Below are 24,275 nucleotides of genomic sequence, written 5' to 3'. Positions count from 1 at the left end.
CCCGGCGCAGGCCGGGACCCATAACCACCACCGTTCGTTGGCGTACGGACACTGGCCGCTTGCCCTTTCCGATGGCCACGGCGTATGGGTCCCGGCCTCCGCCGGGACGACGCTGTTGGTTGGCGAGATGATGCGGCTAATCCCGTCCGAACTGGTGCTTCAACTCGACCTTGGCGCGCTCCAGGCGCGACCGCTCGGTCTTCGGCAGCGTCTTGCCGGCGCGGTTGATATAGAAGGTCAGCATCGAGAGCGCGGAACGGTAGGCGCCGCTCTTGCGGCGCGCGCTGTGCTCGGCGGATCGCTTCAGCGATGATGCGATCTTCTTCGCGCTGGTCTGCTTGAACACGCCGTGCTTGAGGTCGAGCGCGTCGCTCTCCTTTGTCACCCGCTGCGACCAGCGCTTCGCCGTCCTCTTGCTTACGCCACGCCTGCGACGCGTCGTGCTCGTGGACCGTGCCGGTGATGTCCTTGCCGTCTTGCGCGTTGCTTTCTTGTGTGCGGCCATCGATGCCTCCGTGTCTTTTAAGCCGAGAACAGCTCGCTGCGATCGCGGTTCCTATGCCGCATTGCGGGAACCCTTGCCGGCCTGCGGCGTTGACACCGCGTGGCGGGCACTCCGTTTGCCGCAATTCCGGGTGAGTGAACCTTGGAACGGATCGTTCCGGGGTTTTTCTCATTGGTCGATTCTGATGACAGTGCAGCCGACACAGTTGAGTTCCGCGACGACGCAACAGGCCGTGGCTCCGGTCACGCCGGACGATGACCGCATCATCGAGACCTCGATTCCGGTCCGGCTCGACAATCTCAGCTGGAGCCGCTTTCACACCCGCGTCGTGCTGGCGCTCGGCATCACCTGGATCCTCGACGGGCTGGAAGTGACGCTCGCGGGTGCATTGTCGGGCGCGCTGAAGGACAGCCCGACGATGAACTTCTCCAATGCCGATGTCGGTCTTGCCAGCAGCGCGTATCTCGCCGGCGCCGTGCTCGGCGCGCTGGGTTTCGGCTGGCTGACCGACCGGATCGGGCGCAAGAAGCTGTTCTTCATCACGCTCGCGCTTTATCTGTCGGCGACCGCCGCGACCGCGCTGTCGTGGAATGTCGCGAGCTACGCGCTGTTTCGCTTTCTCACCGGTGCCGGCATCGGCGGCGAATATACGGCGATCAACTCGACCATCCAGGAACTGGTGCCGGCCCGCTATCGCGGCTGGACCGATCTCGTCATCAACGGCAGTTTCTGGATCGGGGCGGCGATCGGTGCGCTGAGCGCCATCATCCTGCTCGACCCCGCGTTCCTTGCGCCGGACCACGGCTGGCGGATAGCCTATTTCACCGGCGCGGTGCTCGGCCTCATCGTGCTGTTGATGCGGATGTGGATCCCGGAAAGCCCGCGTTGGCTGATGATCCACGGCTATCCCGACCGCGCCCACAAGATCGTCGCCGATATCGAGACCTCCGTGCTCGGCCGCGAGCAGTCGAGCGCAGACTTCGAGAAGATCAGGCTCCGGATGCGCGATCACACGCCGCTGCGCGAGGTCGCGGTGACGCTGTTCTCCACCTATCGGCAGCGCTCGCTGGTCGGGCTTACGCTGATGGCCGCGCAGGCGTTCTTCTACAATGCGATCTTCTTTACCTTCGCATTGATCCTGACCGACTTCTTCGGTGTCGCCGCCAGCAATGTCGGCTGGTACATCCTCCCCTTCGCCGCCGGCAACTTCCTCGGGCCGCTGCTGCTCGGCCGCCTGTTCGATACACTCGGCCGCCGCACCATGATCGCGCTGACCTATGGCATCTCGGGCGTGCTGCTGGCGCTGTCCGGCTATCTGTTCTCGATCGGCGTGCTCAGCGCGCAGACCCAGACCATCGCCTGGATGGTGATCTTCTTCTTCGCCTCGCCGGCCGCGAGCGCCGCCTATCTCACCGTCAGCGAGACGTTTCCGCTGGAGGTGCGCGCGCTCGCTATCGCCGCCTTCTATGCGATCGGCACCGGCATTGGCGGCGTGATTGGACCGGCGCTGTTCGGCGTGCTGATCGACACCGGATCGCGCAACAGCGTCTTTGCCGGCTACCTGCTGGGGTCGGCACTCATGATGGTCGCCGCGGCGGTCGCATGGCGCTATGCCGTCGCGGCCGAGCGGAAATCGCTCGAATCTGTCGCGCGACCACTGGCATGTGTGGAGTAGACTATGACGAAGCATGACGTGGCCGAAATGCCCATGGATGATGACATCGCCCCTGACGCCAAGACGGACAGCGTGCCGACGCCGGCGTCGCTGATTCCGCCGCTCCACCAGGCCGCGGTGCTGCTTGACATCGACGGCACCCTGCTCGATTTCGCGCCGACGCCGCGCGAGGTCTGGGTGCCGCCGGAACTGTCGACCACGCTGAAGCGACTGCATGAGCGCAGCCACGGCGCGCTGGCGCTGGTCAGCGGCCGCTCTCTCAACGACATCGACCTGATCTTCGCGCCGGAAGTGTTTCCCGCGATCGGCGGCCACGGCGCCGAGATGCGGCTGCAGCCGGACAGCGAGGCGGTCGCCGCACACGCGCCGCCGCTCGACAAGGAATTGAAGCGCCGTCTTGCCGCGATCGCAAAGCTCAGCCCCGGCATTCTGCTCGAGGACAAGGGCTATTCGCTGGCGCTGCACTATCGGCTGGCGCCGCAGGCGGAGAAGGCGATCTATGAAGCGGTGTCGCTGATCCGCGCCGAGCTGCCGAATGCGCCGATCGAGGTGCTGCCGGGCAAGAGCGTCTGCGAGATCAAGCATTCCGGCTTCACCAAGGCGACCGGCGTGCTCGAGCTGATGACGCATGAGCCGTTCAGGGGACGGCGTCCGTTCTTCATCGGCGACGACGTTACCGACGAGACCGTGTTCGCGATCATGCCTGATTTCAACGGTCTCGCGTTCTCCGTCGGCCGTCGCGCAACCGGCGTCGCCGGACATTTCGACGGACCGAGCGACGTGCGCGAATTCCTGGCGCATCTGCTCGACGTTGATAGGGACGTTAGCCTGTCCTAACCGAGACGCATTCATCGCAGCCGAATCGAATACGGTGCTTTTGCGTCGTGGCGTCAACCTCGCGCGCAATTTTCTTTTCGCGAGTTCCCGCGAGTTCCGTGCGTGTTCGCCAGAATTTGGTTTCAATTGGGAGATTCCTTGATCAGGAACCATCTTGATGAATGGTTGTTAATACGCGAGTTGACCAACAGGAGGGGACCTGGTGAACCTCGTCGTCGTATCGAACCGCGTCTCGCGCGGAAAACCCAATGAACCCATGACGGGGGGGCTGGCTGCGGCACTATTGCCGGTGGTGGAAAAGACAGGGGCAATATGGGTTGGTTCCAGCGGACGCGTCCGCGACGGGAACCTGAAGGAACCTTTCGCGGAGGTCGAAGCGCTCGGGGCGGGCGCCTTGGCGATGCTCGATCTGCCGGCCGCGCACTATGGCGGCTATTACGAAGGCTTTGCCAATTCGGCACTGTGGCCCGCGATGCATTCGCGCGCCGATCTGATTCGTGCGTCTCGCGAGGACTACACGAGCTATCGCGAAGTGAACGCGTTCATGGCGCGCGCGTTGCTGCGCTTCCGCAAGCCGGATTCCGTGTTCTGGGTCCAGGACTATCATTTCCTCGCACTCGGCGCCGAGTTGCGCGATCTCGGCGTCACGCAGCCGATCGGCTTCTTCCTGCACACGCCATGGCCGGCGCGCGCGGTGATCGCGGGCGTGCCCAATCATCGCGAGCTGATCGAGGCGATGCTGTCCTATGACCTGATCGGCTTCCAGACCGATGAGGACTGCGAGAACTTCCTGAGCTATGTGCAGCACGATCTCGACTTCGAGCTGCGTGACGGCGTGATCAATTCGTCGTTCGGCCGCACCCGCGCCGCGGTGTTTCCGATCGGCATCGATCCCGGCAAGTTCGCGCAGCAGGCGACCAAGGCGATGACGCATCCCGACGTGACGCGGCTGCGGCGCAGCCTCAACGGCGAGAAGCTCGCGATCGGTGTCGACCGGCTCGACTACTCCAAGGGCCTCGTCAACCGCATCAAGGCGTTCGACAAGATGTGGACGCTGCATCCGAACCTGAAACGTTCGGTGTCGCTGCTGCAGATCGCAACGCCCTCGCGCGGCGCGATCGAAGCCTACGGCAATCTGCAGAGCGAGGTGGCGAAGCTCGTCACCGACGTCAACGGCGTGCATGGCGAGGTCGACTGGACGCCGATCCGCTACCTCAACAAGGGCTTTGGCCAGGGCGTGCTCGCAGGCCTTTACCGCACCGCGCAGGTCGGCGTCGTGACGCCGCTGCAGGACGGCATGAACCTGGTCGCCAAGGAATATGTCGCCGCGCAAAACCCGGCGGACCCCGGCGTGCTGGTGCTGTCGAAATTCGCCGGTGCGGCGAACGAGCTCGACGCCGCGCTGCTGGTCAATCCGCACGACATCGACGGCATGGCGCGCACCTTGGCGATTGCGCTCGCGATGCCGCTGACCGAGCGGCGGATGCGCTGGGAAGCGATGATGGAGAAGCTCAACAGCGGCACCATCCAGCAATGGTTCGCCGATTTCATCGAGGCGCTGCAGGATACGCACAATGCGGGAAACGCGGCGCTGCCGGAGCCACCAACCCTGTGGCCGCGCCGCACGGCGGATCTTGCCGCGCGATATCACTGAGGCGAGCATGACGATGCAGGGTGGGTGCGTTGGTTCGCCCATCCGCCGTTCTGTCGTCCCTGCGAAAGCAGGGCCCCATGCTCCGCGGCGGATGTTGTGAATGGGACTCGTCGTACCAGCATTGCGCAACAATCGGCATTTGTGGTTATGGGTCGCTGCTTTCGTGCGCAATTGCGCATTAGGAAGGGACGACGCTGAGTGTGTTGCGCGGTCAGTGGTCATAACCTCGCATGCTCGCGACGGGGCTCCCGAAGGCGAAAACCCGGACTCCATTCTTCCACGAGCGAGGCGCCCCAATAGATTCCCGGCTCTCGCCGGCGGCAGGCCCCGGAATGACGAAACGGCGGGTTGATCGGATGCACTCGTTGATTTGCGCCGGTCCCTGACCGGCGGCCGGCCAAAAGCGCGCACGGCCGCGCGCAAGCCCGCGGCGCGCGGCTGCCATCGCTATCAATTTACCCAATGTTTTCAATCTGTTGTGGAAATTTCGCGCTCCCGGCCTGCGCTCCCTTGCAAAATCCGCCTCAGCCCTTCAAGAGAGGGCCTCCCGGAGAGATGGCCGAGTGGCTTAAGGCGCACGCTTGGAAAGCGTGTGTGCGGGAAACCGTACCGTGGGTTCGAATCCCACTCTCTCCGCCATATCAACTTGAATACACTGTAGTATTTCCAGATTATGGCAATTGACTCCCGGATGTATTCCCGGTTCGCTCAGCAGATTTTGCCCTTCACGGTCGTTTGAATGGTGGCTTCCAAAGCTACACCGCAACCGCGTGCTATGTCTTTGTAGGAAATTATTCCTTGACCCCACGGCCCAAGCACTACGATTCCGGCGTGCGTGTAATAATAGCTTTCGCCTCCGAGGGGTAGGCCACTTACGGCCTTAGCTCATCCTGCTGGACCTTCGAGCGACCTGAAACCTTGGCGGCAGCGCTGCGGTTGGCGAGTTCCGGTGGAAGCTCGTCGGGCAGGTCGAAAGACAGTTCGCGGAGAGCGTCGCGGCAATCAACCTTCTTTGCCCATTCACTCACCATGCGATTGCCCGCAGTCTTTCGGAGCGCTTTGTCGACTTTTCCCACCCAGCTCTCAAGGAGCTTGTAGAGTTCGGGCGAAATCGCCTGCCGCGTCCAGATCATGTCGAAATCTAAGCGCCCACCGGTCGCCCACGAAAGGCAAGCGATTGTATAGGCAATGATGTTGGCCTGAAAGGCGGCGAACTTCTTTGCCTTGACGATTGATTGAGTCGTCCTGAAGAGGATCGCCTTAGCAACGAAGGCCTTGTACCACGCCGCATCCGGCTCGAATCCGTCTGGATGCTCATCCTTCACGCTCTGCATAAAGAATTGAAAGTTCTTCTGGTTACCGAAGCTGACCTGCTGCGCCTGCCCTTCCCAAGCATTCAGGTACTTTGCTAGGTCGGTCTTCGAAAACCTGCGCTCTTTTGGCGTTTCCTGCGCAAATCGCCGCTTTTGTGCCGCGGCGAATGAAGCCTTCAATTCTGCAGCACCGTAGCTGCCGCGAGCGCGTTCGTAGAACCAACGCCCTTTGCCATCGGACAGCCAGGTATTGTTGGCCAGCTTCTCGACAGCGACATGGAACGGGTCGTTCGCTGAAAAGTCCGCCGGCTGGACCGTGTTCTGGCTGTTGGCGGATTTCGAGACCGCGGCGACCATTTCGTCCAAGTCTGCGCCGCCGCCCACGCAAATGATCTTGGCGGGGACTGAGATCGCATCCAGATCAGCCCCGTCCTGCTTTTTGGCACGATGCAGACTTGCAGTGGTCTGACCGCCATTGACTATCTGGAGGCCTCGGACCGACTTAATACCGAACTGACCGTTGCCGTGATCCTCTACCTCCATCGCATCGACGGTGGCGACGATGCCGTTGTTGTAGGCCAGAAAGCGGTGAGGGAGTTCGCGAATTGTCGCCCTAAGACCAGCGTTGACGCTCTTGCGACCGCGAAGCCCGAGAAACGCGCGCACGTTCAATTCGAGCAGTCGGGTGCCGTATTTCTCATAAACATCGGCGAGCAGCGGGCCCGGAACCGAAGCCAAGTATGCATCATAGTCGGCGCTTCCTGAGGAAGCTTTGAGACATGGAAGGGGGCCGCCAAAATCGGCGCTGAAATCCACAACGATGTCGTCGCGGCGCAGCCCTTCTCCGAGAATGCGCTGAAGCCGCTCGATGCCGAAGAGATCAACGATGATGCGCGTGCCGTCGAATGCCTTCTTGAGGTCAATCGATCTGAGCCCTGTCAGCCCGTCCGAAAGCAGCACAATCCGAAGGACACCGATCTCTTCGCGAGCTTCAAAGATGTGGCGCGCGAGCTCGCTCGCATCGGTATTCGATGGCTCAATCTTTGTATGAAGCCCTTTGCAGCTGCATTCGTAGAATTTCATCGCCTGCTGCAGTGCAGTCAGCATCTCGTCTCGATTGAGCGCACGCGGCGGCAGTTCCTCCGTGTGGATGGTCGTCACCAATACGAGGCGCTCTTCGTCATCCGGAATCGAATATCCGGTAATCTTGTATTTCGTGCGTGCAAAGTTGCCCTCCTGCCAAAGAAGGGTCGGGTTCTCGATAGCTCCTTCATCACCGAGACGGTCGAGCACGATGCGCGTAAATTCCTCCTCGCTATAGATGCTGTTGTCTCCGGAGCGAATCGCTTCCTCGACCTCTGCCGCGAGTTCCCGAGCGAAAGTATCGAGCGCTTCATCACTCATAAGGTTCTGCCCATCATTCTGAGAAATCGAGATAAACCATCACCGTCAATAAGAAAGCCGCCTAGTAGTCTTTCGTCCAGAGAATAGGACGCATCCACAATTTCCTGCGGTACCGAGAGGCCAGTCAATCGTGGGAAGTTCTCCCCTACCTCAAAACCGTAGAGATCCTGAAGGATAAATGAGAAAGGAGATGCTTGGCGATCCACCTCAACCAGGCCGAGCCTGAGCAGTCGATCGTCGAACGCCGGTCTTACGCCGGCCGCCGATCGATCCAGGGCATCGCGGACATCGCGCACTGCCGTCAAGACGGTGCGTCCCCCCGGTGCCTCCTGGAATCGCGGACGTGCGATGAGAAGCGTCGAGAGGCCTCTGCGATCGAGCTGGTCCAGGCGCGATATTCGGACGAGATTTCCCCCGCCCGCGACCGCCTTGACCTCTACACCGATGCCCAATCTGCTGAAGTCGTGGATACCATCCAGCGGACCGAACCAGCATTCGACGGCGGCTTCATACCCGATCTCGGCGCCCAGCAGTTCCAGGATCGTAATCTCTCCAAGAAGTCCGATCTGCTCTTCCCGCGAAAGCCCGCGTCGGCCGGAGCGCAGAAAGGCCTGCCATGCCTCAAGCCGCGAGACGCCGAGTGCGACGGCCTGAACGGGCGTCGCAGCCTGTCTCACGACTTCGACCAGATCGGCCGCGAGAACTTCGAAAACGTCGCGCAGAGCTTCGCGCTCCAGCGCGACGGCGACACGAACCAGTCCTACCGCTGCATCCCGTCGATCGCTGAGGCTGACGCCTTCCGCTGATATTCTGAGCGGCGCACTCGGCGCAGCACTGAGAGGGGCCTCGATAAGGAGTGCGATCCGGCCGTCAGGCTCTCGAATGCCGGCCAGGAAGCGGACCGTTGCGGGCACGGAGAGGGCAACCGCTCTCCATTCGCGATCGCCTGGCTTCGCACTCGCGGCCTCGGCCCATTTCGATGCCAGCTCGTCCCGAATGGATGTCATACCGGTTCGAGCCGCTGTTCGACGGTATTGAACCGATACCTGATCGACCGGCCACTGCGGGAGTCTGGAAAGCTCACAACGACGCCAAAGATAGGCACATCGATCCCATCAAGCTTCGCATTCTTGGGTGATAGCGGGTACAGCAACAGAAGGGCTCGCTTCGGATTTTCGCCGCGGACCTTTCGAATCTCGGGACCGTCCGGCGTGCTCGCTTCATCCTTGCCGGCGTCGGCACGCTTTTGGTTCGTCGCGGCGAGAGCGCGAGCGGATTCCGATTGATCAAGATCAATCGCCTCGTCGCGAGGTGAGAGAACGGTCTTCACCACGTACCGCCCGGACGCTTCCCCGCGCGGCAAAGGAGCGCGTTCGATGGTGGTGAAGGTCCACCCGTTTACAGCGAGCGGTTCGCCGCTGCCGCTGAGGACTGCGACTGTCCAATCGGTTAGTTCTCCCGCGCCCAGTTGCTCGCGAATGTACGAACTGAGTCGGCCGGCATTCACGTCTCGAGCCTCATCCGGAAACAGAAGGGATGCCAAAAGATTTGCTACCTCCGCACCGGCCACACCTTTCCATACGCGACGCGCATCGGTGGATTTAAGCGCCGCCTGCTTTGGAGGCTCGTCCGCCGGCCCAAGCCGATCCAGAAAGCTTGTGATCGAATTGGCGTTGGCCTGATTAGTTGCCTGATCGTTGAAGAAGACCGTCTGTATCTTCGCCTCGCCCTGAAACGAGACCTGAAATTCGCGCGAGTGACGCATCTTGTTCGGCGCAGTCACGAGCAGGATGTCGTGGGATTGGATTCTGAGGCCGTACTGCTCTGGCGTAGCGCCGATCATCGCCATGTGGTCGAGGCGTTCGCGCAGCTCCTCTGCCGAGGTGGCTACATGGCGGAACCACAGCCGCAGGTCGGGCGTCATGTAAATCCGACAAAGGTCAACGTAGCCAGGTCGATATCCGAACCAGCGCCCCATCTGCATGAGGCTGTCGTACATTTTTGACGCGCGCAGGAAATAGCTGACGGTCAGACCTTCCAGAGTCAGGCCGCGCGAGAGCTTGTCGCCGCCGATCGCAATGACATTCAGTCCCTGTGCGGCATTGCCGTCATAATCGAGCGCATCTCGAATCTCGCTATTGACCACCTGCGGCTTGATCTTGTCCGCGGCATACGAAAGCTCGCGTTCAACATCGGCCCATTCCGTCGCGGGGAGGGATTGTCCGATCTCCGATGCCCTGATCGCTGCGGATGTGGGCGCAATATCTCGCTCCCAAAGCTCCCGCAAACGATCCAGTATGGGATCTCTCTTCTTCGCTCGATACTTCAGCTTGCGCTTTACGTCAGAGAACCATTCGTCAACCTGTCGGAAGACCGCCTGGTGCACGTCCTTGTAGCGTGAGACGTGCACCAGCATCGAGTTGTGCACGTTGCGCTGGCCACGCGCGGCACGGGCAGCGCACGCGAGCACAAAGCTCAAAATGGCATCTTCGAGGGACGGCGGGATGCAATCTTCCCCTTGATACCGAGGTGCATAGCCCCTCTTGTGGTCGACCGCGATCCAGCCTTCCTCGTCCTGGTCAACGTCCCGCGTAACATCGAGCGGCTCCTGCGCGTCACCGCTTCCGCTGCCGTCAATCCCAAAGAGGAGGCTCGGTCCGACGTAGTTCGACGGCGAGGGGAGATTAATAATGAAGCTGCGCGGGAACACGTCATCTCCGTGTTCCTCCGTGGCGCCGGCATCGTGAATGAGCACGTTCGCAAATGGGGTCGCCGTGTACGCGACGTAGGCGGAGCGAGAAAACGCAGCGAGAAGCCGTCGTATTTGGCCGTTGATCCGCTTCGGCTCGTACTCGGGATCGGGAGTATCGTCATCGAGAAACTGTTGTTCGCCGGTATCGACCGACGCTTGGTCAGCCTCGTCGTCAATAAGGAGGAGGGGGCGAGCCTCGGTGTCGCCGCGAGGCGCCAAAACCTCGCTGACCCAGTTGTTCAGATTTTCAAGAATGCGGGCATTCTTCTTGACGACCAGAAGCACCGGCCTCTGCTGTACACCGATTCCGAGATTGTCTGCGAATGCGCGATTAAAGTCACCGTTGGCAGCCTGCGTGGTGAGATGCTCGGCATGGATGCTCTTGTCGAGTTCTCCGACACCGATCCGTGTGAAGCCGACCCCACCACTTGTCGGGGTGGTGTTGTACCCCAGGAAGTCGCGGTCCATGCGACGCTGTGTCTGTTGCCGCAGTGCGTTGTGCATGCCGGCGAGCACGATTATCAGCTTGTAGCCGGCATCCGCCGCCTTACTCGCGAGTCCTGCGTAATTGGCCGTTTTGCCGAATTGGACATGCCCGACGACTAGTCCTCGGCGATCCCAGGGACCATCACGATTGGGATCTTCGATCTGCTCCATGATGAGATCGGTTGAAAGGTCGATCGCATCGATGGCAGCCGGTGGCCAGCCCTGATCCTGGAGCAGGAAATCGCCGTACCGCTTGAAGAATCTTCGGCCCTCCTTTCGATCCCCGAAATACCAGGGAACGTGACCCCGCTCGTCAATGAGCTTCGTTGGCCGCCCGACCTTGACGATCAGCCTCGTTTCCAGCTCCCGCAAGATCGCCGCGATCTGTTCAGCCGAGATGTCCGCCGCGAGGAGTTTCGCGCAGTCATTCACTGCCTTTTCAATTTCCTCTCTACCGACCGCCGTATCCGGATGACGCTGCCGGAGCATCATCAGGGCCATAGACCCGATCGCGTCTTCAACCGAACTCATCGCTTCGCCCCCAGCTTCCGCATCAGTTTTTGTTCAATGTCGTCGACCTTGTCGAATGGGTCCATTGTCGAGAGCCGTGCAGCAGCTTCGCTTTGGCTGAGACCCGCTCGCTCCATCATCTTCGCCATGGAGAGCGCGGTGCTGATGAGTTCGGAGCTGTCGACCTCCCCGTCGGGGACGCCCCCACGTTCGGTCACATCAAGCCACACGCGATCGACGGGAACGGTCCGCTCGATGAGGTCGAGAAGCCCCTCAAGCAGATCGTAACCGGGTTTGTCGATGCGCTCTTTGATCATCTGGACAAGTTCGTGGTCGCGCCGGACGGTGTACCGCCGCTTCGAGCCCCCCGGGTTTACCTGCCAAATCCGCGATACACCGGTTGCCTTCTGCCGACTGCCATACTGCCCCCGATGCACGAAGACCTCGCGGGCCCTGCGGCGAACATCCTCCGCTATTCGTTGGAGCGGCTTTCTGATCGCATCCGGTGGCCTCGCGATTGCTTTGCGCACGTCGATTCGCCAGTCATGGTCGGCCGTGTTTGGAATATCGATCCGGATGCGGGCGAGCCGGCTGGTCTCGTCGCGGGTCCATGCGCGGCTTCCACCGAGGCCGAGCCATCCTCCCGCCGACAGGAGGCGCTTTTGCCGGTACACATAGAAGCCCTGCTGAGCCGTCCAACCGTCTGGGCCGCCCGCCTTCTCAAATTCGATCTCGCTGCGAAAGCGGTCCCGGTGCGGTAGGACGAAACCGCGGACGCGGACCTTGCTGCCTCCGGGGCCGGTTATGTGCTGTTCCGGATTTCGGATGATCGATTCGTCTTTTTCCAGAAATGGGTCCCAAGCGTTCACCCGACTGCCGTTGAGGCTGATTTTGAGTGCGCGGGCGTCCCCCGCGAGAAAGCGGTGGAATACCATGCCCAGGTGCGCGTCGACGCGCTGGAGATCCGCGAGAAATGACTCGTAGGTCGGCCGATCGGTGGTGCGGCCAAAATCGACCTTGCGCCAGATGACGAGCGTGCCAGACTTATTCGACTTTAGTTCATCGAGGATTTCACGGGGGAGTCCGGCATCGCCTTCGATCAGGTCCCAGCCGCCTCCGTTCTTGCGAAGCTGATCCAGGTCCCACGTAAATGACTCCAAGCCCGAACGGGTCTTGGAGACGACCGTCAACTGCCGGCACTGCGAAAGCGACGCGGTCTTGAGGCCCAGCCCAAATCTGCCAAGGTCCTCTGCGGACCGTTCGGCCTCCGGGCCGATGCCACCGAAACGCATGGCTTCCACGAGGCGGTCGGCAGGCATGCCGGACCCGTCATCCAGAATCCATCCAACCGGCTCTCCATCGTTCCATTCCCATTGAATCTCGATACTCTTCGCGCCAGCAGCTATGCTGTTGTCAAGAATGTCGGCGGTCGCAGTCTCAAGCGAATAGCCGACCCCCCGAAGGGAGCCGACGAGAGCGGCTGCGGATGGTGGTACGGCGCGCGTTGGCACGGGAAAAAACTAGGAAAGCCCCACGGGAACAAAGAAAACCCAACGTACCAGGGGTTGCAGGCGTTGGCGAGCAGAGTCCTCGGTTCGACATCATGAGCCGGGAGAAGCGCAGCGCCCTCATGCGGCGCATTCGGGGCCGCAACACCGGCCCCGAGATGACCGTGCGGCGGCTGCTGCACGCGCTCGGCTACCGCTATCGGCTCCACGCAAGGGAGCTTCCAGGGAAGCCCGACATTGTGTTTCGCAGCAGGAAGGTCGCCGTCTTTGTGCACGGCTGCTTCTGGCATCGCCATGACTGCGGGTTGGCATACGTACCCAAGACCCGTCCCGAGTTCTGGCAACGCAAGTTTGAAGGCAATATTACGCGGGATCAACGAACGAGGCGCGAATTAGAGGTGGGAGGTTGGCGCGTGGTCGTTGTCTGGGAGTGCCAGTTGAGCGATATGGCTGCGCTCGGGAGACGCCTGGCGAGAGAGATCGGTCCGCCAGGCAGTTCCATCCGCCGCGGTGGCGCGCGGTAGCTAGTGCTCGACGCTCGGGCCCGAAAACTCGCGCTCAAGCCAAGCGCGCACGGCCGTAGCGTCTCCGTGCCCGTGTCGCCTAAGGAGGCCAACAATATCAGCCGCCGCGATCACGATGATCGGGTGCTCATCTTCCTTGATTTCGCGGTATGCCTGTAGATCGACGTAGCTCGTTGTGACCAGCATTCCGAATTGTCGATGCCGCAGCCGCGAGATCAGACGGGACATCTCCCGCACTCCCACGCTGTTATCGAGGGCGTAGCACTTCGCTTCCAGCGCGAAGTCGACGAGGATCGAGGCGATCCCATGGCCCAGGCGCAGCTTGCCGATCGCGTCTCTTCCCCCGTCGCGCGATGGACGGGTCAAGTCGAGCTCCGCTATGTCCGGCAACATGAGCCGGGCGATTGCTGCGGCGCACTTTTCGAAATCATGTGGCCGTCCCTCAAAGAATTGTTGGACCTCGCGGATAATGGCGAGGTCTTCGGCACTGGCGGGAAGCTGCTCAACCTTGACTCGGTGTTCAATCGAGCGCGTGGATTTGAGTGCTCTGTATCGGCCCTTGTCCACCCAATCGATCCAAGCCTGCGGCGCGTGTGAGCTGTGTGGGTTGCCAGCGATCACCTCCTCGATCCAACTCCGTTCAATGAGCGGAGCATTCAAGATCGTGAACCGTGCGCGGTAGTTCTGAAAGCGCATACCATTTGCAGTCCGCCAGATCGCAACCAAGTCTTCAGCGACCTGCTGCTCGGAAGTACCCGGGACGGCGAGCCCGAGGAACATTACATCTCGCCACTCTCCGGTATTCCCAAACACGAAGATCGGCGGAACGCTGCGCCGGCCTGCGTCTCCTTCATGCGCGGCGGCAAAGATACGACGCAGGAGCTCATTGCCGTTCCGAGGCGTGGCGTGAAGGGCTCGACCAGGCTGCTTGTTGTCGCCGTAGTACGTGAACACGCCGGTTTCACGGTCGAGTTCATCGGGCCAGTTGGCGTCGGCCATGGACGAGGTGAGCACGACCATCTCAAGAGCGGCAAGCGTGCCGCGGTAGCGGAATCCGCCCATGTTGGATACTCGAAGAAGGCGAGGGAACGGATCATCGCCCGCATTGCCCGAGCGACCACTTTGATAGACGGCATCGACGTGTAGGTCGGCCGCTCCAAGCTCGTCGAACGAGACCGACTTCCCCGCGTCTCCCAACTGCCGCTCCCCGACTATTTCTGATGCGACGGCCTGGCAATGTCCGCCGAACCTGGTAAGTTGCGCCGGCATCCCGTTTCGTCTCATGGAATCGTTGGTCGATGAAATCATCCTTTGCCGTCGCCGCCAAATGCGCTCGGCTCAGCAATCCACAGGCGCGTCCGCGGGTCCTCGACCTATTCGCGGGCTGCGGCGGCCTGAGCCTCGGATTCCGGGCGGCCGGCTGTGACATTGCCGCGGCGCTCGAGATCGACGCGCTAGCCGCCCGCTCGCACGCGATCAATTTCTTCAAGGACGCGCCGAAGGAGACTATCGAACACCACGCCAGACCCCGTGACGTCGCCTCGCTTGAACCTGAGGACGTCGTCGCGGAATTCGGACTCGGCAAAACTGCTGAAGCCATCGATATTATCGTAGGTGGACCTCCCTGCCAGGCGTATGCCCGCGTTGGCAGGGCAAAATTGCGAGAGGTTGCCGATCATCCCCGCGCGTTCAAGATCGACCCGCGAGGGAATTTGTACCTGCGGTATCTACATTACGTCGATCGCCTGAAGCCGCTCGCGATCCTCTTCGAGAATGTACCGGACATTCTCAATTATGGTGGACACAACGTCGTGCAGGAGATCGTCGATGCTCTTGATGGCATGGGGTACGAGGCCGCCTATTCGCTGATCAACGCCACACATCATGGCGTTCCCCAGATGCGAGACCGCGTCTACATGATCGCGTACCGTAAGGAGCTTGATGCGGCCATTCACTTCCCCCGAGCGACGCACAAGTGCGATCTTCCGCCTGGCTACGCTGGAACTCGGGCCGTCTCTTTGAAGTTGATTAATGCCTCAGTGGGATATGCCTTCGTCAAGCCGGATACCGGCCACGAAGAACTTCCGCACGCGGTCACGGCTCGCGAGGCCATCGGCGACCTGCCGCCTATTACCGCCCATCTCGAAGGTAAACTAAAACGGGGTGCTCGACGCTTTACGGAGGCAGTGAGCTACCGCAGAACGAGCTGGGACAATCTGTCAACGTATGCCCGGTCGATGCGCTCCTGGCCAAACTTCAAGGCCCGCGATGGAATCTACGACCACGTTTTGCGCTATCTACCGCGCGACTCTCGAATTTTCAAAGCCATGGAGTCTGGCGACGAATATCCCGCCGCGCATCGTGTGGCGATGCAGTTGTTTCAATCGGCGGCAAAGCGGCGCGGATTCTCCCCTTCGAGCGCGCAATGGCGGTCGCTTCGCGATTCTATGGTCCCCCCATACGATCCGACAAAGTTTCCCAACCGCTGGTGGAAGCTGAAGGCTAACGGGCCCGTTCGAACGCTTACCGCGCACATCGGCAAAGACACCTATACGCATATCCATTACGACAGCGACCAAGCGCGAGTCATCACGGTTCGAGAGGCGGCTCGGCTGCAATCGTTTCCTGACGGATTTGTCTTTGCCGGAACCATGAACCCGGCCTTTCGGCAGATCGGAAACGCGGTGCCGCCTGTGTTGGCGCGTGAGATTGCGTTGGAGATTGTCTCAACGCTCCGAAACACCTTGTCGCCCGCGAAGGTGGCGGCCGAATAAACCATCAGTGAGTTCGAAAAGAATAGCAACCCGCGTATTGCTAGCTTCTTGATCGGGAGTTCCGTGGCTCAGGTGTATTTTTCCCGTCGAGACCTGTCCGACCGCAACATAAACCATAAGTGATTTCGCTCTCAAGTTGTAAAGCCGACTGAAACCAATTCACTTCTGACCAAGGCAGGTGGAACGCTGGCCCGCAACGTTAGATGCGGACGCGGAAGCGCCCCTGAGCATCGAATGATGGCGAGGTCGCGCGGCCGGCTGCGTTGGCGGTTTGGTCGAGCAGCGGGCGAATCAGCCTCGCGTACTCGTATGCATCGTCTGGCACATCCTCGATGATCACCTCGGAGAAATGGAACTGATCGCGATCGAGGATCCCTGCTTCGTCCTCGAAGATGCCGCGCTCCATGGCAAAAGAGTAGGGTAGACCTTTGACACCGATCAAGCTCACTAGAACGACAAATGGCGGTATCGCGCCGCGGGCTTGTAGTGCGCTCAGGTAGTTGTACGACACCGCCACGATCTTGCTTTCATCCGGATAGACGTGAGGCGAAAAGGACTTTCGCCCGTGCCCTCGCCCATCACCAATCGTGAATCGACCGCCTCGACGATCCCGCTGCGGTAAATCTGGACATATGCGCGGTGCGACCGCCCATCGGAGCCGAGGTTGGACAGCACCAAGCAGCCGTCCATATTGATCCGAACCTGCCCGACCTCCGTGCCGATTGGCGGGAACGCGGAGACCAGGTGCTGCGGATGCTCGTCCATTTTGAGCTGAAAAGTCTTGCCTGCCCTCGAATGACGCAAGCGGCGCGACATGCACGATGAAGGGATGGTCGCCCATGAGCTGGATCGGCACGTCGCGGGCGACGATCTTCGCAATCCGATCGAAGCGAAAATCGCGAACTCGCTCCGAGAGCCGGGGCGCGCGTAGGAACAGCGTCCGAAGCTCGTCGACATTGGGCTCGCACTTGCCCCCGATCCTTGGCGAACGATGCGATGCGGCTGATTATAGCTGCGTGGTACGCGAAACACCAATGCACTTCCACCGGCTGCAATCGGAACGGCATGGGCCGCGAACCCGAAAATGCGCGGCTGCAATCCGGACCTTGCCGCATTTTCTAGACGCAGGATTTCGGCGTCGGCATCGAGCTGCAGGGGAGCGAAAGCGGTCGGGACGCCAGACTGCGCGTCCATGCCGATGATGATCTCGCCGTCTGCGGTGTTCGCGAAGGATGAGATGTCAGCGAGAAATTCGCCGATGTCGCGATCCGCGTTGCCGTAGGTGCCGCGCTTGTTATTCGATGTCGCGGCTCTCCGAGACCGGCTCGTCGATCAAGCCCTGCAGATGAGACTGGTCAATCTGCTCCAAGGGGATGTGTCGTAAGGTCACGGTGGAATATGCCGTTTCAATATTCGGGATCGGGATCGAATTCTTGCTGGATGTCGGGCAGGTACTTCAGCGACGACCGGCGGTGCTTGTCGCGCGCGACCAATGCGCGGGTGCGATCCGAGAACCAGATGTTCCCGCCCTGCGAGGCGGTAAGGCCGGGCGCCTCGTCGCCGCGCGCCCACTCGAAACCGTGCCGCCAACTCGGCCAGATGAGTACGAAATACCGGTCCATTTGCACGTCGTAGTGGACCCCGCGGAAGCCGCCAACGTTGTAGCGATACCGCCGCATATGCTTGACGATCGCCGGCACGCACGGCGGCTTCCTGCTCGACCAGGAGTAATGTTTGCGCTCGTTCAGCAGGCCGGGGAACTTGTTAATCCAGGCGGTCTCAACGTCGAACCGGTCCTCGTACTTGCACCATTGGAGGACCACGCAACGGATCGGATACCCCTGCCGCCACTCCTCTTGGAACCAGTGGCGCAATGCGCCACCGCTATACTTGATGTGTTCGCGGAATCGATCCTCGCGAGCGCCTCCGGTCTCACCCACATAGCGGACGAGGCCGTCCCGACCGGAAAAGAGCCCATAAATCTCGGCCATCGCGCGGTTCCCACAGGTTCCATTCGCGCTCGGATTTGGGCGGAATCAAGACAAATCGGCAATTCCGCAGAAGTGGAGCAATCGCCGAAAGAAGAATTAATTCGGGGATGCTCGTCGCACCCGGCGCCGCGGTCAAAGGCGCGCCGAACGGACCGTCTCTCCCTAGGCCGGCACCGGCTGGGTCAGGCAGCGGACGCCTCCGCCGCCGCGCAGGATCCCGTTGAGATCGAGCATGCGGATCCGCCGGCCGGGAAAGCAGGCGGCGAGGGTGCGCTCCGCCGCGCCGTCGCCGAATGGATCGCCGAAGCGGGCGGTGATCACCTGGCGGCGCGTCACGAACAGGTTGACGTAGGTCGCGGCGAAGAGATCATCGGCCAACTCGAGCCATCGCTCGCCCGCGCTGGCGACGGAGCGCAGTCTGCCGACGATGCCCTCGGCCGAGGCGCGGCGGAGGGCAATGAGGTCGCGGTGGCGACCGCGGTGGCCGGCGCCGGGGTCGATGGTCTCGACCAGAAGACCGCCGTCGGGCAGAAAGGCCAGATAGCCGTCGGGGTGACCGGACGTGATCGGCTCCTTCGGGTCGCCGTCGAGCCAGAGGATCGTGCTGAGGCCGAGCGCCGCCAGCGCCGCCGAGAGATCGGCTTCCGTCAGGTGCGGATTGCGCCCGAGCAGGCAGCTGCGCGTAGCAATCGCGAGCCCCCTGCCGTCGGAGAGAATCGCGCCGCCCTCACCGACGAAGGGGGTCGACACGACCGGCACGCCGAAGTCGAAGATACGCGCGAGACGGTCGCCCGGACGCGAGGGGCGACGCCACGAATTGTCCCAGCCGTTGAAGTTGAGATCGATGGCGACGATGCCGTCCGGGCCGTGGGCGAAGACTGGGGCGATATCGCGCATCCAGATGTCGTCGACCGGTGCCGGCACGATCTCGACCTCCGGCGGCAGGCCGCGCGAGCGCACGGCGCCCAGGAGATCGGGCGGCGTCAGCAGCGTCACCGGTTCGTCTTCGGCAATGGCGCGGATCACAGCTTCGAGCTCGTCCTCGACGCGCTCGCGGTCGGAGCCCCATTCGCGGTGCACCGCGAACGACATCACGGTGTTCGCGTGAGGCTCGAAATCGGCCGGAATGCTGAGCGTCGATTCCTTCATCAGGCCGCGGTCTCGGATCCCGCTGGCGCCGGCGGATTGCGCCACTTCCACCGCCAGGGCAGGTGGGCGTCGGTGCCGACATTGATGCGCGTTCCAACCTCGATGTCGACGATCGGCTCGACCGGCCGGTAGAGGCGGAACGGTCTGTCGAACAGCCACGCTCCGTCGAGCGCGGGCAGGATGTCGAAGGCTTCGCCCACGTTGCAGGGGCCCTTGGCGAGGATCTTCTCGTAGCCCTTGGCGCGGGTGCGGATGCGGTGGTCCGCGGCCGGATCGGTGCTGCGGCGCCTCGCCATCGCCTCCAAACCGAAAACGGGGATGCCCTCGCGGATCAGCAGCGAACTGGCGCGGCCCTTGGGACCGCAGACGATGTCCATGGCCAACATTCCGGAACGATCGTAGGGATGGACGTAGACGTGGCCATGGCCGAGGCGCTGGGTGTCCGCCCCGTGTACGGCGCCCTCGGTCTCGTCGTAGGCCTCGAGCACCGACAGGGCGAGCGCGGCGCGGGCGCCCCGATAGTCCATGGCGAGCACCGTTCCGATCATACGGGGGCCCACCAGCCAGGAGAGGTCGGCCAGAAAATCCGGCTCCATCGGGACATATTCGCGGTCGAAAAAACGGATCATGCTGAAATCTCCTTTCCAATTCGGGCCACAGCGCTCACGCTTCGGCCAACGCGCGCGATCCTAAGCCCGGAATCTGTTTCCAGTCAAATAATCCTTATAAATCAATATCTTATAATAAATAAAAGCGATGCGCGGCGGGAGCGATCCCGCTCAGTCAGCAAAGGCGGCGAGGGGGCCGACTTTGCCGGCCTGCTCGGCCGCGTTCGCGCCGGACTATCGAAGACCCGAGGGATCCACGTCGAACGAAGTGCGGGAGCCCTTAAGGGCCGCGTCCCTAGGATTCGGAGGCCACCCTGAGCGGGCCGGCCCGACCGCCCTCCCAGGCTGCAATGGCCGAGGCATTGAGCCGATCGCCCGACTACCGGGTCCTGCGCCGCTTGGTCGCTCGACCGACCTACATCCCGACAGCAGGGCAGGCGGTCAGAACCGGCATTCTGCTCGACACCGAGACGACCGGCCTCGACCACGCCAAAGACGAGATCATCGAGACTCCTCCAGAACAGCCGACACGTTGCGGAGCTTCCACTCGATCGACTTCTCGGACCGTCCTACCTCCCGCGCCAGCCGCCGGTAGAGCTCGGCCTTGTTGATCTTGTCGCTGGCGCGCTCACGTTCGAGCATCAGGAAATAGTTGGTGACCACAATGGCAACCTGCTCGGCCGTCCAGTCGGTCCCCTTGGCCCCCGGCGCTGTATCATCTGCGTCCACTCGTCGCTTTCCCTGCTCGCACGGGAAATCCTACCAGGCAGCAGCCCAACCGCAGACTTTCGAAAAGCCCTGCATGCGTTGTCTGCCGGGATATGCGAGTTGCGCTCGTTCGCAGGCCCGCCTTTATCCCCGTAGCCTTCGGGAGGTCCGATTCACCGGACTCGAGAGCCAGGAGTTGACTTATCCAAGAAGCGCTTCAGTTTGTCGGCGAGCAGATCTCGGTTACGGATCTCGCATTCCCAGATGACCAGAACGCGCCAGCCGATCTTGCGAAGTTTTTTTCTGTTGTCGGCGTCCCGGGACATGTTGCTCGAGAGTTTTGCCGTCCAGAAATTTCTGCGGGTCGCCGGCTGTGTGGATTTCGAGCATCCCTTGTGCTGATGCCAGAAACAGCCATGGACGAACACGACCGACTTGAACCGTGGGAAGACGATGTCCGGCGTGCCCGGCAGGTCCTTACGATGGAGCGAAAAGCGGTACCCGGCCTGATGGGCAACGCTGCGGACCGTGAGCTCCGGAGCCGTATGCTTCGTCCGGACGCGGGACATCAGAATCGAACGCTGCTTTTCGGTAAGCGGGTCGGCCATGACAGTTCTACTCAGCCTTCATTGAACTTCAGCCGTCTCGGACGAAAGGGCAAGTCGGCGCAGATGAGTCCTTGAAGCACGCGCGCGCTCGCTTTTCGTCATCAAAATGGGGAAGAATGAGTCTCGCAGTTTTTTGCCAGCCGGGCCTAGGGGGACTGATTAGCCGACCAGCACAAAAATCCATGATCGGGATATGGAAATCCAGCGACGGAAGCACGACAACTCCCTGTTGCCTTTGCCGAATCAATGGCAAGACTACCTCCGGATGCGTCCAGGATGGACGGTAGCGCGGGGCAATATCTTGGCCAAGAAAAAGCGTAGGGCGATTGACCTGTTCAGCGGCTGCGGAGGGCTGACCCTTGGTCTCAAGAAGGCCGGCGTCGAGGTGATCGGCGCGATCGAAATCGACGAAAAGGCGCGCCAAGTCTACAGCGCCAACCATCCGGAGGTGACCTTCCTCGACAACGACATCCGTGAGGCGGATCCACATGAGATCATGCGCCGATTGCGGTTACGCCCGAGGGAGCTTGATCTACTGGCGGGCTGCCCGCCATGCCAAGGATTCTCGAGGATACGCCGGAAGAACAAGCGCGGGGCGCGGGCGGACGAGCGGAACATGCTCATCGACAACTTCGCTCTGTTCGTCGAGGCGCTGCGGCCCAAGAATCTCATGCTCGAGAACGTTCCGGGGTTAGCCGATTATCCGCGATTCCGCGCCTTCAGGCAGCACATCGAGCGGTTGGGCTACACGTACGAATGGAGCGTGCTGGACGTGTCCAGATTCGGCGTTCCGCAGCGTCGGACCAGGCTGATCCTCATCGCCTCGATGGACAAAGCGCCATCGATGGCGAAGCCGTCGAACCGACGCGTAACCGTGAGAGACGCTATCGGAACTCTGCCGAAGGCCGGCGCAAGCGGCGACCTTCTTCACGATCTGCCGGAGGCAAGGTCCGAGAAGGTCAGATCCCTCATCGCCGCCATTCCCAAAGACGGCGGTAGCCGGTCGAGCCTCCCGCGTGAGCTGCGGCCCGCCTGCCATCGGGACTACAAGGGCTTCAACGACGTATTTGGACGCATGGCGTGGGACGACGTCTCTCCCACGATCACCTCGGGGTGCTCCAATCCGTCGAAGGGTCGCTTCCTCCACCCCGAGGAGGATCGGGCCATCACTTTGCGGGAAGCGTCAATCCTTCAGGGCTTTCCGCCGACCTACAAGTTCGACGCAAAGCTGGGAAAGGAAACGCTGGCCCTCATGATCGGGAACGCGCTGCCTCCCCCGTTCATCAGGCAACAGGCGCGGGCACTGCTGTAATCCCGGGCGTCGGACACCGAAATGAATCCTCCAGACCTCGAGAAGCTGCTATCGGAAGCGAAGAAGTTCGATCCGGAAAGGCCGACCGACGGCTTCATCCGCGAAGCGACATTCACGAACTTCAAGAACATCGAGCCCGGGACGAAGCTGGTCTTTCGCTTTCCGCTAACCGCGATCGTCGGTGCCAACGGCACGGGCAAGAGTTCGATCCTGCATGCCCTCTGGGGCATGCCTCGCGGCTACAGCACCAGCCGATTCTGGTTTTCGACAGCGGTCGATCCGATAGCGGCCGGGAAGGATCCTCCGAGCTATTGGTATGAGCACTGGATATCCAAGCTGAAGACTTTCGTACAGACCCGCAAGGTCTTGGGCACGAAGCGGCACGGCTACTGGGAGCCGGCCCGCGCTCTGGCACGCGACGGCATGACAGTTCTCGGCCCGATGGAGGCCAGGGAAAAGGAATATCGAACGGCTGAGCGCTGGAATCCCGTCACTCGCACTCCCCTCTACATCAACTTCAAGGCCGAGTTCAGCGCATTCGATCGCTTCTTCTACTTCGAAGACGGCCAGAAGTTGGAGAAGAAGCAAGACGACTACGTCCGGAGGGCGGACAGATTGAACACCGTCGTCAGACTGCGCCGCGCCAGCTACAAGCTGGGTAGCCGGGAGTCGGTCTACGAAAACCGGGATCTCACTCCCGACGAGTTGGCATGGATCGGTTTCGTCCTGGGACGCGAGTACGACAGCGCGCAATACGTTCGACATCGCCTGCTCGGCGTCGGCGAAAGTCCGACGGTTGTGTTCAAGCGACGGGGAATCCAATACTCGGAGGCATCGGCAGGAAGCGGCGAACTGGCGATCGTCAGGGCGGTGATCCAGCTTCTCGCGTGCGAGAAAAACTCCCTCGTCCTCCTGGACGAACCCGAGACCTCGTTGCACCCTGGCGCCCAGAGGAACTTCCTGACCTTTATCCTGCATCTGTGGAGGCAGAAGCAGTTGCAGATCGTCATGTCCACGCATTCGCCGACGATCGTCGAACTTCTTCCCACTCAGGCCGTCCAACTTCTTGAAGAGACCGACGGGGCGAAATGCCGGATCGTCCCGGTCACTCACCCGCAGGTCGCCTTCAACCGGCTCGGGCGCGCGGTGGGGAATTTCCTCAACATCGCGGTCGAAGACGACCTGCTCAGGGCAATGGTGGACCTCGCATTAAAGCATCTGGACGAGGGAGAACGCGAGACGATCCGATTGCACACTCCTCCGGCAGGTGCATCGTCGATTCTCGCGCACGACATTCCAGTCTGGATCAGTACGAAGCAGCACTTCTACGTGATCCTCGATGGCGACCAGACGGTCGAATATCCCGACTTCAACGAAATGACGCAGGCCGAAACCGACGCTCTGCCGGCCTGGATCAAGGAAAAGTTCGGGACGTCCCCCGATCATCACGGGTCCGACCCCGCTCAGGCGCTTTTGTATCTAAAATGGGCCAGCGCCCGGGTGAGATTCCTGAACGCGGTATGTCCGGAACTCGTTCTCCTGCGCGCGCTTCTGGGCTCGCCAGATCTTGAGCTCACCAACGAAAAGGCGAAGTCGAAACTGATCGAGGAAATGGAGAGTCGAGGTCACAAGACCGACGCCGTATCGCTATCCGCCAACGTAAGCTTCATCATCGCCAACAAGGGCGCCGACAACGAACACGTCAAACACCTCGCCAAAATCTTGCGCGAATTCCTGCACCACCACTCCAAGGAAATCAGCGGCTAGAATCGCCAGACATTGATGTAGATCTCGATCCGACGCCGGGAAGGTGAGACATGGATTTCGACGACCTCGTCTGAGAATTGGCACCGCCGCCGAAATCGGGCGGCCAAATGCGCTGGCGAGCGCGAGCAGGAAGTTTCCTTCGATTGAAGCGGAGGAGCACGCAAGCGAGGACGGCATGCGAGCCGCCTCG

General features: G+C 61.4%; 20 protein-coding genes and 1 tRNA gene. 8 read left to right on the top strand and 13 right to left on the bottom strand.

Translation table 11 applies throughout. From position 1 onward, the window contains the following. Positions 1 to 136 precede the first annotated feature (136 nt). On the bottom strand, positions 137 to 505 hold the full coding sequence (locus AKL29_RS10130; protein ID WP_082190537.1) for a DUF3175 domain-containing protein: 369 nt from the start codon (positions 503 to 505) through the stop codon (positions 137 to 139). A 184-nt stretch (positions 506 to 689) separates the two neighbouring features. Between AKL29_RS10130 and AKL29_RS10125 the strand changes: the two genes are divergently transcribed. From AKL29_RS10125 to AKL29_RS10110, 4 genes are all read left to right on the top strand, one after another. Continuing rightward, positions 690 to 2,180, top strand: a complete 1,491-nt coding sequence (locus AKL29_RS10125; RefSeq protein ID WP_244481885.1) for an MFS transporter — start codon at positions 690 to 692, stop codon at positions 2,178 to 2,180. Positions 2,181 to 2,183: 3 nt separating this feature from the next. After that, the gene (gene otsB, locus AKL29_RS10120; protein ID WP_050384046.1) at positions 2,184 to 3,017 is read left to right on the top strand and encodes a trehalose-phosphatase; all 834 of its coding nucleotides are present in this window, start codon (positions 2,184 to 2,186) and stop codon (positions 3,015 to 3,017) included. Positions 3,018 to 3,219: 202 nt separating this feature from the next. After that, entirely contained in the window at positions 3,220 to 4,671 is a 1,452-nt protein-coding gene (locus AKL29_RS10115) for a trehalose-6-phosphate synthase (RefSeq protein WP_050384045.1), read from the top strand. 549 nt (positions 4,672 to 5,220) lie between these two features. Beyond that, a tRNA-Ser gene (locus tag AKL29_RS10110) sits at positions 5,221 to 5,310 on the top strand. 233 nt (positions 5,311 to 5,543) lie between these two features. On the opposite strand, the gene AKL29_RS10105 is transcribed toward AKL29_RS10110, so the two are convergent. Genes AKL29_RS10105 through AKL29_RS10090 form a run of 4 tightly spaced genes read right to left on the bottom strand, consistent with a single transcriptional unit; the run spans position 5,544 to position 12,647 of the window. Next, positions 5,544 to 7,388, bottom strand: coding sequence for an AIPR family protein (locus AKL29_RS10105; RefSeq protein WP_050384044.1), 1,845 nt, complete (start codon positions 7,386 to 7,388; stop codon positions 5,544 to 5,546). After that, positions 7,385 to 8,395 carry a PD-(D/E)XK motif protein gene (locus AKL29_RS46620; protein WP_082190536.1) on the bottom strand — a complete coding sequence of 337 codons (1,011 nt, stop codon included), beginning with the start codon at positions 8,393 to 8,395 and terminating at the stop codon, positions 7,385 to 7,387. Before AKL29_RS46620 ends, AKL29_RS10105 begins: the two co-directional genes overlap by 4 nt. Further along, entirely contained in the window at positions 8,392 to 11,157 is a 2,766-nt protein-coding gene (locus AKL29_RS10095) for a Z1 domain-containing protein (RefSeq protein ID WP_050384042.1), read from the bottom strand. Before AKL29_RS10095 ends, AKL29_RS46620 begins: the two co-directional genes overlap by 4 nt. Next, on the bottom strand, positions 11,154 to 12,647 hold the full coding sequence (locus AKL29_RS10090) for an ATP-binding protein (RefSeq protein ID WP_050384041.1): 1,494 nt from the start codon (positions 12,645 to 12,647) through the stop codon (positions 11,154 to 11,156). The genes AKL29_RS10095 and AKL29_RS10090 overlap by 4 nt, the downstream gene beginning before the upstream one ends. Positions 12,648 to 12,739: 92 nt before the next feature. Between AKL29_RS10090 and AKL29_RS10085 the strand changes: the two genes are divergently transcribed. Further along, the gene (locus AKL29_RS10085; RefSeq protein WP_050384040.1) at positions 12,740 to 13,168 is read left to right on the top strand and encodes a very short patch repair endonuclease; all 429 of its coding nucleotides are present in this window, start codon (positions 12,740 to 12,742) and stop codon (positions 13,166 to 13,168) included. On the opposite strand, the gene AKL29_RS10080 is transcribed toward AKL29_RS10085, so the two are convergent. Then, the gene (locus AKL29_RS10080; protein ID WP_202814541.1) at positions 13,169 to 14,476 is read right to left on the bottom strand and encodes a restriction endonuclease; all 1,308 of its coding nucleotides are present in this window, start codon (positions 14,474 to 14,476) and stop codon (positions 13,169 to 13,171) included. On the opposite strand from AKL29_RS10080, the gene AKL29_RS10075 reads away from it, so the two are divergent. Further along, positions 14,467 to 15,942: a DNA cytosine methyltransferase gene (locus AKL29_RS10075; protein ID WP_050384039.1), complete on the top strand. Its 1,476-nt coding sequence runs from the start codon at positions 14,467 to 14,469 to the stop codon at positions 15,940 to 15,942. The two genes, AKL29_RS10080 and AKL29_RS10075, sit on opposite strands and share 10 nt — an antisense overlap. Positions 15,943 to 16,141: 199 nt before the next feature. Here the strand turns inward: AKL29_RS10075 and AKL29_RS10070 are convergent, their stop codons facing one another. From AKL29_RS10070 to AKL29_RS10040, 7 genes are all read right to left on the bottom strand, one after another. Further along, the gene (locus AKL29_RS10070) at positions 16,142 to 16,453 is read right to left on the bottom strand and encodes a hypothetical protein (protein ID WP_152977509.1); all 312 of its coding nucleotides are present in this window, start codon (positions 16,451 to 16,453) and stop codon (positions 16,142 to 16,144) included. After that, positions 16,435 to 17,136: a hypothetical protein gene (locus tag AKL29_RS41755; protein ID WP_152977508.1), complete on the bottom strand. Its 702-nt coding sequence runs from the start codon at positions 17,134 to 17,136 to the stop codon at positions 16,435 to 16,437. The genes AKL29_RS10070 and AKL29_RS41755 overlap by 19 nt, the downstream gene beginning before the upstream one ends. Before the next feature lie 212 nt (positions 17,137 to 17,348). Beyond that, complete coding sequence (locus tag AKL29_RS10060) at positions 17,349 to 17,933, bottom strand: hypothetical protein (protein ID WP_050384036.1); 585 nt, start codon at positions 17,931 to 17,933, stop codon at positions 17,349 to 17,351. Between the two features lie 162 nt (positions 17,934 to 18,095). After that, positions 18,096 to 19,082, bottom strand: coding sequence for an agmatine deiminase family protein (locus AKL29_RS10055; protein ID WP_152977507.1), 987 nt, complete (start codon positions 19,080 to 19,082; stop codon positions 18,096 to 18,098). Then, positions 19,082 to 19,711 carry a DNA-3-methyladenine glycosylase gene (locus tag AKL29_RS10050; RefSeq protein ID WP_050384034.1) on the bottom strand — a complete coding sequence of 210 codons (630 nt, stop codon included), beginning with the start codon at positions 19,709 to 19,711 and terminating at the stop codon, positions 19,082 to 19,084. The genes AKL29_RS10055 and AKL29_RS10050 overlap by 1 nt, the downstream gene beginning before the upstream one ends. 480 nt (positions 19,712 to 20,191) lie before the next feature. Continuing rightward, positions 20,192 to 20,419: a hypothetical protein gene (locus AKL29_RS10045; RefSeq protein WP_050384033.1), complete on the bottom strand. Its 228-nt coding sequence runs from the start codon at positions 20,417 to 20,419 to the stop codon at positions 20,192 to 20,194. Positions 20,420 to 20,571: 152 nt separating this feature from the next. Then, complete coding sequence (locus AKL29_RS10040; protein ID WP_050384032.1) at positions 20,572 to 21,006, bottom strand: very short patch repair endonuclease; 435 nt, start codon at positions 21,004 to 21,006, stop codon at positions 20,572 to 20,574. Positions 21,007 to 21,307: 301 nt separating this feature from the next. On the opposite strand from AKL29_RS10040, the gene AKL29_RS10035 reads away from it, so the two are divergent. Further along, entirely contained in the window at positions 21,308 to 22,318 is a 1,011-nt protein-coding gene (locus tag AKL29_RS10035; protein WP_202814540.1) for a DNA cytosine methyltransferase, read from the top strand. A gap of 21 nt (positions 22,319 to 22,339) precedes the next feature. Beyond that, positions 22,340 to 24,085 (top strand): ATP-dependent nuclease, encoded by a 1,746-nt coding sequence (locus tag AKL29_RS10030; protein WP_050384031.1) that lies wholly within the window; start codon positions 22,340 to 22,342, stop codon positions 24,083 to 24,085. Positions 24,086 to 24,275: the final 190 nt, after the last annotated feature.

It is taken from the genome of Bradyrhizobium pachyrhizi (assembly GCF_001189245.1).
GTDB lineage: Bacteria > Pseudomonadota > Alphaproteobacteria > Rhizobiales > Xanthobacteraceae > Bradyrhizobium > Bradyrhizobium pachyrhizi.
Note: the sequence above shows the minus strand (reverse complement) of the source record. Positions and strands in the feature narration are given on the sequence as shown.

Coding starts and splice junctions, on each gene's coding strand:
- AKL29_RS10130 (WP_082190537.1), bottom strand. CDS start 505: ATGGCCGCACACAAGAAAGCAACGCGCAAGACGGCAAGGACATCACCG.
- AKL29_RS10125 (WP_244481885.1), top strand. CDS start 690: ATGACAGTGCAGCCGACACAGTTGAGTTCCGCGACGACGCAACAGGCC.
- otsB (WP_050384046.1), top strand. CDS start 2,184: ATGACGAAGCATGACGTGGCCGAAATGCCCATGGATGATGACATCGCC.
- AKL29_RS10105 (WP_050384044.1), bottom strand. CDS start 7,388: ATGAGTGATGAAGCGCTCGATACTTTCGCTCGGGAACTCGCGGCAGAG.
- AKL29_RS46620 (WP_082190536.1), bottom strand. CDS start 8,395: ATGACATCCATTCGGGACGAGCTGGCATCGAAATGGGCCGAGGCCGCG.
- AKL29_RS10095 (WP_050384042.1), bottom strand. CDS start 11,157: ATGAGTTCGGTTGAAGACGCGATCGGGTCTATGGCCCTGATGATGCTC.
- AKL29_RS10085 (WP_050384040.1), top strand. CDS start 12,740: ATGAGCCGGGAGAAGCGCAGCGCCCTCATGCGGCGCATTCGGGGCCGC.
- AKL29_RS10075 (WP_050384039.1), top strand. CDS start 14,467: ATGAAATCATCCTTTGCCGTCGCCGCCAAATGCGCTCGGCTCAGCAAT.
- AKL29_RS10080 (WP_202814541.1), bottom strand. CDS start 14,476: ATGATTTCATCGACCAACGATTCCATGAGACGAAACGGGATGCCGGCG.
- AKL29_RS41755 (WP_152977508.1), bottom strand. CDS start 17,136: ATGGACGCGCAGTCTGGCGTCCCGACCGCTTTCGCTCCCCTGCAGCTC.
- AKL29_RS10060 (WP_050384036.1), bottom strand. CDS start 17,933: ATGGCCGAGATTTATGGGCTCTTTTCCGGTCGGGACGGCCTCGTCCGC.
- AKL29_RS10055 (WP_152977507.1), bottom strand. CDS start 19,082: ATGAAGGAATCGACGCTCAGCATTCCGGCCGATTTCGAGCCTCACGCG.
- AKL29_RS10050 (WP_050384034.1), bottom strand. CDS start 19,711: ATGATCCGTTTTTTCGACCGCGAATATGTCCCGATGGAGCCGGATTTT.
- AKL29_RS10040 (WP_050384032.1), bottom strand. CDS start 21,006: ATGGCCGACCCGCTTACCGAAAAGCAGCGTTCGATTCTGATGTCCCGC.
- AKL29_RS10030 (WP_050384031.1), top strand. CDS start 22,340: ATGAATCCTCCAGACCTCGAGAAGCTGCTATCGGAAGCGAAGAAGTTC.